Annotated in this window: 12 protein-coding genes; 5 read left to right on the top strand and 7 right to left on the bottom strand. The window is 63.3% G+C overall.

What is annotated here, in order from left to right; genetic code table 11:
• Positions 1 to 55: 55 nt before the first annotated feature.
• Positions 56 to 1,171 (bottom strand): 4-hydroxyphenylpyruvate dioxygenase, encoded by a 1,116-nt coding sequence (hppD, locus tag ABIB06_RS16080; RefSeq protein WP_247345061.1) that lies wholly within the window; start codon positions 1,169 to 1,171, stop codon positions 56 to 58.
• A gap of 122 nt (positions 1,172 to 1,293) precedes the next feature.
• Between hppD and ABIB06_RS16075 the strand changes: the two genes are divergently transcribed.
• On the top strand, positions 1,294 to 1,773 hold the full coding sequence (locus ABIB06_RS16075; RefSeq protein WP_247345064.1) for an Lrp/AsnC family transcriptional regulator: 480 nt from the start codon (positions 1,294 to 1,296) through the stop codon (positions 1,771 to 1,773).
• Positions 1,774 to 1,847: 74 nt separating this feature from the next.
• Positions 1,848 to 2,159 carry a DUF1272 domain-containing protein gene (locus tag ABIB06_RS16070; protein ID WP_247345067.1) on the top strand — a complete coding sequence of 104 codons (312 nt, stop codon included), beginning with the start codon at positions 1,848 to 1,850 and terminating at the stop codon, positions 2,157 to 2,159.
• Positions 2,160 to 2,280: 121 nt separating this feature from the next.
• On the opposite strand, the gene fahA is transcribed toward ABIB06_RS16070, so the two are convergent.
• The 5 genes from fahA to ABIB06_RS16045 all read right to left on the bottom strand — a co-directional run bounded on the left by fahA (position 2,281) and on the right by ABIB06_RS16045 (position 7,913).
• Positions 2,281 to 3,552, bottom strand: a complete 1,272-nt coding sequence (fahA, locus tag ABIB06_RS16065; protein ID WP_354049687.1) for a fumarylacetoacetase — start codon at positions 3,550 to 3,552, stop codon at positions 2,281 to 2,283.
• A gap of 155 nt (positions 3,553 to 3,707) precedes the next feature.
• Positions 3,708 to 5,054 carry a homogentisate 1,2-dioxygenase gene (gene hmgA, locus ABIB06_RS16060; protein WP_354069144.1) on the bottom strand — a complete coding sequence of 449 codons (1,347 nt, stop codon included), beginning with the start codon at positions 5,052 to 5,054 and terminating at the stop codon, positions 3,708 to 3,710.
• Positions 5,055 to 5,056: 2 nt separating this feature from the next.
• Positions 5,057 to 6,013 carry an MBL fold metallo-hydrolase gene (locus ABIB06_RS16055; protein ID WP_354049689.1) on the bottom strand — a complete coding sequence of 319 codons (957 nt, stop codon included), beginning with the start codon at positions 6,011 to 6,013 and terminating at the stop codon, positions 5,057 to 5,059.
• A gap of 23 nt (positions 6,014 to 6,036) precedes the next feature.
• Positions 6,037 to 6,261: a DUF2783 domain-containing protein gene (locus ABIB06_RS16050; RefSeq protein ID WP_354049690.1), complete on the bottom strand. Its 225-nt coding sequence runs from the start codon at positions 6,259 to 6,261 to the stop codon at positions 6,037 to 6,039.
• A gap of 8 nt (positions 6,262 to 6,269) precedes the next feature.
• On the bottom strand, positions 6,270 to 7,913 hold the full coding sequence (locus ABIB06_RS16045; protein WP_354049691.1) for an FAD-dependent oxidoreductase: 1,644 nt from the start codon (positions 7,911 to 7,913) through the stop codon (positions 6,270 to 6,272).
• A 110-nt stretch (positions 7,914 to 8,023) separates the two neighbouring features.
• On the opposite strand from ABIB06_RS16045, the gene ABIB06_RS16040 reads away from it, so the two are divergent.
• Positions 8,024 to 8,566 (top strand): MarR family winged helix-turn-helix transcriptional regulator, encoded by a 543-nt coding sequence (locus ABIB06_RS16040; RefSeq protein ID WP_354049692.1) that lies wholly within the window; start codon positions 8,024 to 8,026, stop codon positions 8,564 to 8,566.
• Here ABIB06_RS16040 and ABIB06_RS16035 read toward each other — a convergent pair whose 3' ends face one another.
• The gene (locus ABIB06_RS16035; protein WP_247345089.1) at positions 8,567 to 9,373 is read right to left on the bottom strand and encodes an N-acyl homoserine lactonase family protein; all 807 of its coding nucleotides are present in this window, start codon (positions 9,371 to 9,373) and stop codon (positions 8,567 to 8,569) included.
• Positions 9,374 to 9,707: 334 nt separating this feature from the next.
• On the opposite strand from ABIB06_RS16035, the gene ABIB06_RS16030 reads away from it, so the two are divergent.
• Positions 9,708 to 11,207, top strand: coding sequence for a caspase family protein (locus tag ABIB06_RS16030; RefSeq protein ID WP_354049693.1), 1,500 nt, complete (start codon positions 9,708 to 9,710; stop codon positions 11,205 to 11,207).
• A gap of 143 nt (positions 11,208 to 11,350) precedes the next feature.
• The gene (locus ABIB06_RS16025; protein ID WP_247444600.1) at positions 11,351 to 12,022 is read left to right on the top strand and encodes an OmpA family protein; all 672 of its coding nucleotides are present in this window, start codon (positions 11,351 to 11,353) and stop codon (positions 12,020 to 12,022) included.
• Positions 12,023 to 12,051: the final 29 nt, after the last annotated feature.

Genomic DNA, 12,051 nt, shown 5'->3' with positions numbered 1-12,051 from the left:
AATTCCGATGTCGTCCCGGCGAAGGCCGGGACAACATCTGTTGGGATGCGACAGCCTACGCCGCATCCACCTTCAACACCCCGCGCCGGATCTGGTCTTCCTCGATCGATTCGAACAGGGCCTTGAAATTGCCCTCGCCAAAACCGTCGTCGCCCTTGCGCTGGATGAACTCGAAGAAGATCGGGCCGATCGCGTTGGCCGAGAAGATCTGCAGCAGCACCTTGGTCTGGCCGCCTTCGACGACACCCTCGCCGTCGATCAGGATGCCATTGGTCTGAAGCCGCGCAATGTCCTCGCCGTGCTTCGGCAGGCGCGCGTCGATCCGCTCGAAATAGGTCACGGGCGGCGCCGGCATGAAAGGCAGGCCGGCTTCGCGTAGGCCTTCGATGGTGCGGTAGATGTCGCGGCAGCCGCAGGCGATGTGCTGGATGCCCTCGCCGCGGTAGATATTCAGATATTCCTCGATCTGGCCGGCATCGCCGGCGTCCTCGTTGATCGGAATTCGGATCTTGCCGTCGGGGCTGGTCAGCGCGCGCGAGAACAGGCCTGACGCACGGCCCTCGATGTCGAAGAAGCGGATCTGGCGGAAGTTGAAGAGCTTCTCGTAAAAGCCGGTCCAGACGTCCATGCGGCCGCGATGGACGTTGTGGGTGAGGTGATCGAGGTAGAACAGGCCGGCGCCTACCGGCTGCGGATCGCGCGCACCCAGCCATTCGAACTCGCTGTCATAGGCCGAACCCGTGGCGCCGTAGCGATCGACGAAGTAGAGCAGGCTGCCGCCGATGCCCTTGATCGCGGGGACGTCGAGCGTCTTCTGCGCGGATGACGCGTCGGCAGGTTCGGCCCCGAGCGAAATCGCGCGGTCATAGGCCTTCTTCGCATCGACCACGCGGAACGCCATCGACGGGGCACAGGGGCCGTGTGCGGCGACAAAGTCGTAACCGTGGCTGCCGGGCTCCTCGTTGACAAGATAATTGATGTCCCCCTGGCGATAGACCGTTATCTTTTTGCTCTTGTGGCGCGCGACGGGCGCATAGCCCATCAGCTTGAACAGGGCGTGCAGCTCTTCGGGATTGGGGTGCGCATATTCGACGAACTCGAACCCGTCGGTGCCCATCGGATTGTCGGCGGTAACAGTGGCCGGCGGTGCATCGTGCGGAAACGGTCCCATGGCGCTCTCCCAAATTTGCTGCTGCCATGAACTATCCTTCACGGGGCGTGCAATGAGCGTGCAAACGGGGCGCGTTTTGACTATCATATGCACGATCTGTGCATGAAATAGAAAAATTACGCATGATTTCGGTAGACGCCTTCGACCTCAGGATCCTGGGCGCGCTCCAGGACGACGGCCGCCTCACCAACCAGGAACTGGCGGACCTCGCAGGGCTCTCGGCCTCGCAATGCTCGCGCCGGCGGATGCGGCTGGAGGAGGAGAAGGTGATATCAGGCTATCACGCCGATCTCTCCAGCGAGGCGCTCGGCTTCGGCGTGATCGCCTTCATCCAGGTGACGCTGGCGACCCACTCGCCGGATAACTCGAAACGCTTCCGCACGCTGGTCAATCGAATCGACGAGATCCAGGAGGCCTATTCGCTCACCGGCGACGCCGACTATGTACTGAAAGCCGTGCTGCGCGATCTCAAGGGTCTCTCCAATCTCGTCAACGACGTGCTGATGCCGCACCAGAGTGTAGCGCATGTGCGCTCCTCGATCGTGCTCGACAGGTTGAAGGAGAGCACGCGTCTGCCGCTGAAGGAAATCAAACCCGGCTGAAATCGAGGGAAATCCGGCATTCGCGCTGCGCGCGCGATCTGCGATGATCCCGGCCGACCTGCGGAGACTCAGCCATGGCCCTCCAGCTTCGACCGAACTGCGAATATTGCGACCGCGACCTGCCGCCGAACGCGACCGATGCGCGGATCTGCTCCTATGAGTGCACGTTCTGTGCGGACTGCGTGGAGACGAAACTCTCCAACGTCTGCCCGAACTGCGGTGGCGGTTTTGCGCCGCGCCCGATAAGGCCAACGCAGGAATGGCGACCGGGCGTGTGCACGACGAAGCAGGCGCCGTCGGACAAGCGGGTGCATTTGAAGTACAGCCAGGAGGATGTCGCCGCGCATTGCGCGAGAGTCAAAGACGTACCGGCTGAGAGGCGATAGGCTCTCTTCACGCCGTCATTGCGAGGAGCCCTTGCGACGAAGCAATCCAGAATTCTCTCCGCGGAAAGATTCTGGATTGCTTCGCTACGCTCGCAATGACGGGTTTATGGGATGGCGCAACTTATTCCGCCACCAAAACTGTCCCCTCGACCTCGCCAAAACCGACGCGATAGCCCTCGCCCTGGCACCAGCCGCGCATGACGAGGCTGTCGCCGTCTACCAGGAACGACCGCTTGATGCCACCCGGCAATTCAACCGGCTCGGTGCCGTTCCAAGAGATCTCCAGAAGACTGCCGCGCTGGTTTTTCTCCGGGCCGGAGATCGTGCCGCTCCCCAGGAGATCTCCGACATTCATGGCGCAGCCGGAGGAGGCGTGGTGCATCAGTTGCTGCACCGAGGACCAGTACATGTACTTGAAGTTGGTGCGACTGATGCCGGCAGGCGCGTTGGCGCCGGCGGCGCGCAAGGAGACGTCGAGCTCGAGATCGTAGTTCTGCGGCTTATCCTGCTTGAGATAATCGAGCGGCGCCGGCTCCTGCTCGGGCCCCTTCAGCCGGAACGGCTCCAGCGCCTCGCGCGTCACCACCCACGGGCTGATCGAGGTCGCGAACGCCTTGGCGAGGAACGGACCGAGCGGCACATATTCCCATTGCTGGATGTCGCGCGCGCTCCAGTCGTTGAGCAGCACGAAACCAAAAATCATCTCCTCGGCCTGTTGCTCGTTAAGCATGCCACCCATCGGCGAGGGCTGGCCGACCACGGCGCCCATCTCCAGCTCAAAATCGAGCCGCTTGCACGGGGCGAAGCTCGGCACCTCGACGTTCGGCGGCTTCAGCTGCCCGCGCGGGCGCTTCACCTTGGTGCCGGAGACCACGACGGTGGAGGCGCGCCCGTTATAGCCGATCGGCATATGGAGCCAGTTCGGCTGCAGCGCATTGTCCTTGCCGCGGAACATGACGCCGACATTGGTGGCGTGCTCTTTCGAGGAATAGAAGTCGGTGTAGCCCGAGACCGCGAACGGCAGATGCAGTTTTGCATCACGCATCGGCACCAAGGCCTGCTTGCGCAGCTCCTCATTGTCGCGCAGCTCCGGATTATCGTGACGCAAAAGCTCGCTGACCCGCGCGCGCGTCTTCGTCCAGACCTTCGGTCCCAGCGCCATGAAGGGATTGAGCGACGACGTCGAGAACACGCCAAGCGGCCCGACATCGAGGCGCGAATCCTGCTCGATCTCCCAGAGATCAAGCACGCAATTGCCGATCGCCACGCCGACGCGCGGCGTCGGATTGGCCGCGGTCGAGAACACCCCGTAAGGCAGATTCTGGATCGAAAAATCGGAGGTGGGATCGACGTCGATGAAAGAGCGGAGGCTGGGGTCGTTGGGATGGGACACGGGATTCTCCGAACTCGAGACCGTCATGGCCGGGCTTGTCCCGGCCATCCACGATCTTTCTTCTGCGTTTCAACACGTGGATGCGGGGGACATCTAGCGCGAAGACGCGCTTCGCGCTTCTGCCCGGGCATGACGACGGAGTGGGTGGCGCGGCGCTACGGCCTGTTCGGATCGAACCGCTTCGCGAGGCCCTTCCAGCAATCCGCGTAGTCGTCCTGCAACGTCGCGGCATTCGCCGCATGCGCGGTGACGCGTTGCGGGTAGCGGGTCTCGAACATGAAGGCCATGGTGCCCGTGAGCTTCACCGGCTTCAATTCGCCGTTGCTGGCGTGCTCGAAGGCGTCGCGGTCGGGACCGTGCGGCAGCATGCAATTGTGCAGCGAGATGCCACCCGGAACGAAACCCTGCGGCTTGGCGTCGTAGACCCCGAAGATCAAGCCCATGAACTCGCTCATGATGTTCATGTGATACCAGGGCGGGCGGAAGGTGTTGTCGGCGACCAGCCAGCGCTCGGGGAAGATCACGAAATCGATACTCGCCGTGCCCGCCGTCTCCGACGGCGAGGTCAGCACGGTGAAGATCGAGGGATCGGGATGATCGAAGCCGATCGCGCCTACGGGAGAGAAGGTGCGCAGATCGTATTTGTAGGGCGCGTAATTGCCGTGCCAGGCGACCACGTCGATCGGCGAATGGGCAAGCTGGGTCTTGAACAACGAGCCGCCCCATTTCACAAAAAGCTCGGTCGGTGTGTCCTTGTCCTCGTAGTGCGCGACCGGCGTCATGAAGTCGCGCGCATTGGCGAGGCAATTCGCGCCGATCGGCCCGCGCTCCGGCAGCGTGAAGGCGCCGCCGTAGTTTTCGCAGAGATAGCCGCGCGCCGGCCCGTTCGGAATCTCGACGCGGAATTTGACGCCGCGCGGGATCACCACGATCTCGCCAGGCTCGGCGTCGATGCGGCCGAACTCGGTGACGATGCGCAGATTGCCCTGCTGCAGCACGAACATCAGCTCGCCGTCCGCATTGTAGAAGTGCTGGTCCACCATCGACTTGGTAATGAGATAGATATGCGCGGCCATGCCGGCCTGGGTGTTGACGTCGCCGGCCGTGGTCATGGTCTGCACGCCCTGAAGGAAAGTCATGTCCTCCTTCGGGATCGGGGCCGGGTCCCAGCGCAACTGCGCGATCGGCAGATCGTGTTCATGGCACGGCGCCGAACGCCACAGGCCGACATCGGCCTTCTCGAAACGGCCCGAATGTTTCACCGACGGGCGAATGCGATAGAGCCATGACCGCTCATTGGTGCCGCGCGGCGCGGTGAAGGGAGAGCCGGACAACTGCTCGGCATAGAGGCCATAGGCGCAGCGCTGCGGCGAGTTGCGCCCGATCGGAAGGGCGCCCGGCAGCGCCTCGGTCTCAAAGCTGTTGCCGAAGCCGGACATGTAGCCCGGCGTGACCTGGGCGGTGCTGCGAACAATCTGATCGGGCGAGGTATTGATGTTCATGACTATCCTCCTCCTTGCAGGGCGGCCCACATCTCCTGGTCGCGCTTGTCGGTCCAGATCACGGGATCGTCGATCCCCGAGGCCTCGTCGAAGGCGCGCGATACATTGAATGGCAGGCAGTGCTCGTAGATGGCGAAGCCCTGGAATTTCGGATCCATCACCTCGCGCGTCGCGGCCATCGATTCCTTCAGCGTGCGGCCCTTGGCGACCGAGATTTCCGCGGCGCCATAGAGCGATGTGACAAAGTCACGCGTCATCGCGATGGCTTCGCGCACTGTGGCGACCCCGTTGAGCGCATCACCGCGGCCCGGCGCGATCGCCTTGGGATTGAAGTTGCGGATCTCGTTCAGCGTCAGCGGCCATTCGCGCAAATGCGCGTCGCCGCAATAGCAGGCCGAGTGATATTCGATGAGATCGCCGGAGAACATCACCTCGGCATCGGGCACCCAGGCGACGATGTCGCCCGAGGTGTGGCCCGCGCCAAGCTGCATCAGCCGCACCTCGCGCTTGCCGAGATAGATCGACATCTCGCCTTCGAAGGTCAGCGTCGGCCAGGTCAGGCCGGGAATGCTCGAGGCGTCCTGGAACAGGCGCGGGAAGCGGCCATATTCGGAATCCCAATCCTGCTGGCCGCGCTCCTCGATCAGCCGATGGGTCTCCTGCGAAGCGACGATGCCCTGCGCCTTGTAGGCGGAGGCGCCGAGTACGCGCACGGCGTGATAATGCGACAGCACGACATATTTGATCGGCTTGTCGGTGACGGTGCGGACGCGCTCGATCACCTTGTTGGCCATCGCCGGCGTCGATTGCGCGTCGAACACCAGGCAGCCGTCGTCACCGAGGATGATTGCCGTATTCGGGTCGCCCTCCGCCGTAAAGGCGTAGAGATCAGTGCCGATCTCGGAAAAGGTGATCTTCTTCTCGGAGAGATCGCCGGTGGACGCGAAGTTCTTCGCCATTAATTCGTTCCTTTGGACATTCGTTATTGCTGTTGTTGCTGTTGCTGCTGGCCGTCGATCATGCGCCGCTTGGCGAGCAAAATCGCGTCCCGCAGCACCTCGATATCGCCGATATGATTGGCGAGGATCAGCACCAGCGCCGCGTCGAAATCAGCGCTTTGCTCGTCGGTGAAGCCACGATGCGCCTCGACGATGGCGCGAAAGGCGTCGTCGGGCCGCGCAAAGTTGGAGCTGGTGGAAAGCGGCATGCGAATCCTCAATTCAAGCCTTGCTCATTGAAGCCTTGGGCCCGCGACAGCGCTGCCGCGACGCCAGCGCGCGTCGGGTGGCGGAAGCGCGCCGCAACGTAGCCGTCCGGCCTTAGTAGGTAGGCTGAGCCTGGTTCCGCATCATAGCGCTTTGCGGTGAGCCCCGCCGGATCCGCGAGCCCGTCCTCACCGCCGATGCAGATGTCCTTCACACCAACAGGCGCCTCAATCGCCGCGCCATTGCTGAACGACAGCAACGTGAAATCCGTTCCGCCCTGACGGAATGCATCCGTCAAATAGGCTTGCTCGCCAGCGCGCGTCGCAACGGGGGCATCGAGCATCGAACAGCCGGGGAGCGGTCCACCACGCCACGCATCCGCATCGGGCGACAACAGCGGCGAGTCATAGCTGCACGGCACCGAGAGCCTGCCGCCATTGACCATGCGCTTGCCGAACTCGGTCTCTTTCGCCAGCGACAGCGCCGCCTTGCGCAGCCGCGCCTCCTGGCGCGTGTTCGGCGCCATGAAATCGGTCGAGCGGGTGGATTCGCGGATGTTCTCGTCGGCAGCGAGACTGCGCTCGACATGATAGCTCTCGAGCAGGCTCGCGGGCGAGGTCCCGCGCAGCACACGGTCGAGCTTCCAGGCGAGGTTTTCGGCGTCCTCGAGTCCGGAATTGGCGCCGCGCGCGCCGAACGGCGAGACCTGATGCGCGGAGTCTCCCGCAAAAATCACACGGCCATGGAGGAAGCGGTCCATCCGCCGGCACTGGAATTTGTAGAGCGAGATCCACTCGAACTCGAACTTGTCGTGGCCGAGCATGCGCGCGATCCGCGGCCGCACGTTCTCGGGCTTCTTCTCGGTGAGAGGATCGGCGTCGCGGCTGAGCTGGAGGTCGATGCGCCAGACGTCGTCGGGCTGTCGGTGCAACAGCGCCGAACGCCCCGCATGAAACGGCGGATCGAACCAGAACCAGCGCTCGGTCGGAAATTCCGCGGTCATCTTGACGTCGGCGATCAGGAACTGATCCTCGAATACCTGGCCGGCGAAGTCGGCGCCGACCATCTGCCGCAGCGAGGAGCGCGCGCCGTCGCAGGCGATGACATATTGTGCGTGCAGGTAATAGTTGCCTTCCGGCGTCTCGATGGTCAGCGCAACGGAATCGTTGCGTTGCTCCAGCGCAGTCACCTTGTTGCGCCAGCGCAGGTCGATGCCCGGGAGGTCCTGCACGCGATCGGCCAGGTAGGCCTCCGCGTAATATTGCTGGAGGTTGATGAAGGCAGGCCGCTTGTGACCGTCTTCCGGCAGCAGGTTGAACTGGTAGAGCTGGGACTCGCCGTGGAAGATGCGGCCGACGCTCCAGACCACGCCCTTCTCGACCATGCGGTCGCCGACGCCGAGCCGATCCCAATATTCCAGCGAACGTTTCGAGAAGCAGATCGCGCGCGAGCCTTCGCCGATACGATCGGCGTCATCCAGAAGGACGACGCGCTGGCCGCGCTGGGCGATGTCGATCGCCAGCGACAGCCCGACCGGGCCAGCACCAACGATCACGACCGGATGCTCGGCCGGGCCTTGGCCGGGACGATCCTGATCGGGGTGGCGGCGATAGCCGAACTGGGTTTTGGCCTGCTGGGTCTTGGCTTGCGCCATGCGCTAACCTCGGCTCTGGTCAGGAGAGGACTGATCTGCTAGATAGTCTCACGTGCAACCATTTTGAACCGGTGCCGGCCGGCCGTCAACTGGAATTCGGAGCGCTCTCCTTGGCGAGGACATCCAGCGACATCGCGCTGAAGACACGGGTGGCCGAGGAGGCTTTGCCCATTCCACAAACACGGCTCGACCTGTTCAAGTTCGCGCCGTTCCGGTTGAACCGGCTCGCGGCGGAGGTCAGTGCCGCGCTTTCGGTCGAATATCAGGAACGTCACGGCCTCGATATCCCGGCCTGGCGCGTGATCGCGACGCTCGGCTTCCGCAACGATGCCTGCAGCGCGCAGTACGTTGCGCAATGCACCCGCACGCATAAATCCACCATCAGCCGCGCGGTGACCATGCTGCTGCACCAGGGGTTGATCGAGCGCGTCGAGAACGAAGCCGACCGCCGCGAATTCCGCCTGCAGCTGACAAAGAAGGGGCGCACGCTCTACGAGGAGCTGTTTCCGCAATTGCTGCGGCGGGAAGACGAGATCCTCGCCTGCCTCACCGCTGAGGAGCGCAAGCAATTCTCAGCGCTGCTCGGCAAGATCGAACAGAGCCTCGACCTGATCCAGACCAGCGAAGAGGCCGACGCCAAGCAGGCGTATTGATCACTTCGCAAACGACCGCGACGGCGGCAAATGCAGCGCCCAGGCATCGACCTTGTCGCTGGCGCGCGGATAGATCTCCGTCACGATCGGGTCGTGGCCGGGGATGAATCGATCAGGATGGCCGGCGAGCCGCTCGATCATCTCCCAGCCCTGCGCCATGTCGCCGATGTTGTAGACGATCGGAAAAGGGCTCCGGCGCTGGAGGTTGGCGTAATAATGCGCGGCATCGGACGCCAGCACCACTGGCCCGCGCGCGGTCTCGACCCTCACCACCTGCAAGCCGTCCGAATGGCCGCCGACGCGGTGCACAGTGACGCCGGGCGCGACCTCGCCGTCGCCGGAATAGAAATTGACGCGCTCGCCATAGACATGGCGGACCATCTGCGTGACGTGCTCGACCGAGAACGGATGTCGCAGCAGTCCGTTGCACATGCAGCGGCCCGTCGCGTAAGCCATCTCGCGCTCCTGGAGATGGAAGCGCGCGTTCGGGAAGCGGTCGAGATTGCCGGCGTGGTCGTAATGCAGATGTGTGACGATGATGTCGCGAATGCTCGATGCCGCGACACCAAAGCGCTCCAGTGCATCGACCGGATTGAGCGTCAGCTTGCGCGCCCGCGCGGTCGCTTCCTCAGCATTGAAGCCGGTATCGACCAGGATGTCGCGGCCGCCACCGCGGATCAGCCAGACGAAATAGTCGAGATCCTGCGCCGCGCTGTCATGCGGATCGGGCGCAAGGAAGTTCATATTGGGGGTGCGCGGCGACATCGTCGCATAGCGCAGTGCGTAGATTTCGTAGGCGTTTCCCATGCTCTTGATCTTGCTCTTTTTCTGGATGGACCTTCAGGGGCGATCGATGGCACCAAGCCATTGTCCGCCGCAAAGGTCAAACCAATCACATTGTTGTCGCCATGACTGCCCTAACATGCAGCCGTAATGGCAACCAGAATGCATCGAGTGGAATCGTGACTGCCCGTTTATTCCCCCGCAACGTGCCCATGCGTCGCGGTCAATTGTCGCGATACCGCCGAATTTGCAAGCAGTTGACGCCTCCCTTCCCCGGTTTGATAATGCGCATTGCGTAAGTTAAGGTCGCCGCGGCGCAAGCTGGTAACGGCGCCTTTTTGGCTGGACCGCGCTGATTATGAAAATTCGCTTCCTTTTGCTTCTGCCCTTGCTCGTGTCGCTCATCCCGACCGCTCCGTCGCTTGCGGCCGGCGATCGCTTTGCGCTGGTCATAGGCAATGCCAAATATCCGGACGCCGACGCCCCGCTGAAGGAACCGCTGAACGACGCGCGCGACGTCGCCGACGAGCTCAAGCGCGATGGCTTTTCCGTCGAGATCAATGAGAACCTGACCGGCGACGGCATGCGCCGCGCCTTCGACAAGCTGTACGGCAAGATCAAGCCGGGGGCGGTGGCACTGGTGTTCTTCAGCGGATTCGGCATCCAGTCGGCGCGGCAGAGCTATTTGCTGCCGATCGATGCGCAGATCTGGACCGAATCCGACGTGCGCCGCGACGGCATCAGCCTCGAAACCGTGCTTGGCGAGCTCAACACCCGCGGCGCCGGCGTCAAGATCGCGCTCATCGATGCTTCCAGGCGCAACCCGTTCGAGCGCCGGTTCCGCAGCTTCTCGGCCGGCCTCACCCCTGTTATCGCGCCGAACGGAACGCTGGTGATGTATTCGGCGGCACTGGCCTCGGTGGTGTCGGATGCCGGCGGCGAGCACAGCCTGTTCGTCCAGGAACTCCTCAAGGAAATCCGCGTCCCCGACCTGATGGCCGAGGAGACGCTGAACCGCACCAAGATGGGCGTCACCCGCGCCTCGCGCGGCGAGCAGGTGCCGTGGATATCCTCTTCACTGGCCGAAGATTTCTCGTTCATTCCGGGGGCCGGCGGATCGCGTCCGACAACGACGACGCCGCCCGCGCCTCCCGCTCCGCCGCCGGTCGTCGCCAACAACCCGCCGCCGGCTCCGCCCGCGCCGCCGCCACCTGTGCTGCCGAAACCGGCCGACACGACGGCTGCTCCGTCACCGAAGCCGCAGGTCGACGCCGCCTTGCCGCCTCCCCCACCGCCGGTGAAACCGGCCGATCCCGTCACCGCTCCGAGCATGGATAGCGGGCCGAGTGCGGCCGTGCTGGCGGAGGACCCCACCATCAAGGGCCTGACGGCCAAGATCGCGGCCAATCCGGACGACGTGAACGCGCTTTACCGGCGTGGCCAGGTCTATGCCAGCAAGGGCGCCTATAACCTCGCCATCAAGGATTTTGACGAGTCGCTCCGGATCAACCCGAAGGACGTCGAGGCTCTGAACAACCGCTGCTGGACGCGCACCGTGGTCGGCGACCTCCAGGGCGGGCTGAAGGATTGCAACGAGGCCCTGCGGCTGCGACCGAACTTCGTCGACGCGCTGGACAGCCGGGGGCTCGTCAATTTGAAATCGGGAGCGGCCAAGAACGCCATCGCCGATTTTGACGCGGCCCTGAGGATCAATCCGCGCCTGACTTCCTCGCTGTTCGGACGCGGGATCGCCAAGCAGCGCAACGGCTCGGCCCAGGAAGGTGCGCTGGACATCGCCAATGCCAAGGCGATGGACCCGAACATTGTTCAGGAATTCGCAAGTTACGGAGTGCGTTGATATTTTTTAAATCGAGGCCGATGTGCCTCGAACCCTCGGTGGCCCGGCGAAGACTAATCGGACGGATGCCGCAGGCCCCCTTCGGGGGGCTTAGTGCAGGGATTTTGGAACCGCGCGAGCTGGCTGATCAGGAGGGACTTGCTATGAGATTGGCTGCAAAGGGACTTACCGCAATCCTGTCCATCATCACCGTTGGCGCCGCGCTGTCGCTGACGATCCCGCTGGCATTCGCGGGCGACGACGGCAACAGCAAGAACGTCACCGATGACGAGATCGTCCGCGCGCTGGCGCCGCCGCCGAAAAAGCCGCTGACCCGCGGCCTTACGATCGCTCCGCAGACCGATCCCGCACCGAGTGCGGCGGAGACCAAGCTGATCCAGTCCGTACGCGGCCGCTCGACGCGTTCGCTGTCGTCGACCGAGCGTGAAGAAATCGCGTCGGTGGCCAAGGACAAGCCGAACATCGATCTGGAAATCACGTTCGACTACAACTCAGCCAATATCAGCGCCAAATCGGTTGCCTCGGTACAGGCGCTCGGCCGCGCGCTGACCAGCCCCGACCTGAAAGGCTCGACCTTCGTGGTCGCCGGCCACACCGACGCCGCCGGCGGTGAGACCTATAATCAGGAACTGTCGGAGCGCCGCGCGGATTCGATCAAGCGCTACCTGGTCGACAAGTACAGCATCTCCGCGACCGACCTCGTCACCGTCGGCTACGGCAAGAGCAAGCTGAAGGACCCGGCCCAGCCGATGGCGGAGGTCAATCGTCGCGTGCAGGTCGTCAACATGGAAAACAAGACCACCGCATCGAAGTGACCACGACGTAATCCTTTGAAGTGACAAGT

It is taken from the genome of Bradyrhizobium sp. LB8.2, assembly GCF_040548035.1.
In the GTDB taxonomy this organism is placed as follows: Bacteria; Pseudomonadota; Alphaproteobacteria; order Rhizobiales; family Xanthobacteraceae; genus Bradyrhizobium.
Note: the sequence above shows the minus strand (reverse complement) of the source record. Positions and strands in the feature narration are given on the sequence as shown.

Coding starts and splice junctions, on each gene's coding strand:
- hppD (WP_247345061.1), bottom strand. CDS start 1,171: ATGGGACCGTTTCCGCACGATGCACCGCCGGCCACTGTTACCGCCGAC.
- ABIB06_RS16075 (WP_247345064.1), top strand. CDS start 1,294: ATGATTTCGGTAGACGCCTTCGACCTCAGGATCCTGGGCGCGCTCCAG.
- ABIB06_RS16070 (WP_247345067.1), top strand. CDS start 1,848: ATGGCCCTCCAGCTTCGACCGAACTGCGAATATTGCGACCGCGACCTG.
- hmgA (WP_354069144.1), bottom strand. CDS start 5,054: ATGAACATCAATACCTCGCCCGATCAGATTGTTCGCAGCACCGCCCAG.
- ABIB06_RS16055 (WP_354049689.1), bottom strand. CDS start 6,013: ATGGCGAAGAACTTCGCGTCCACCGGCGATCTCTCCGAGAAGAAGATC.
- ABIB06_RS16050 (WP_354049690.1), bottom strand. CDS start 6,261: ATGCCGCTTTCCACCAGCTCCAACTTTGCGCGGCCCGACGACGCCTTT.
- ABIB06_RS16045 (WP_354049691.1), bottom strand. CDS start 7,913: ATGGCGCAAGCCAAGACCCAGCAGGCCAAAACCCAGTTCGGCTATCGC.
- ABIB06_RS16035 (WP_247345089.1), bottom strand. CDS start 9,373: ATGGGAAACGCCTACGAAATCTACGCACTGCGCTATGCGACGATGTCG.
- ABIB06_RS16030 (WP_354049693.1), top strand. CDS start 9,708: ATGAAAATTCGCTTCCTTTTGCTTCTGCCCTTGCTCGTGTCGCTCATC.
- ABIB06_RS16025 (WP_247444600.1), top strand. CDS start 11,351: ATGAGATTGGCTGCAAAGGGACTTACCGCAATCCTGTCCATCATCACC.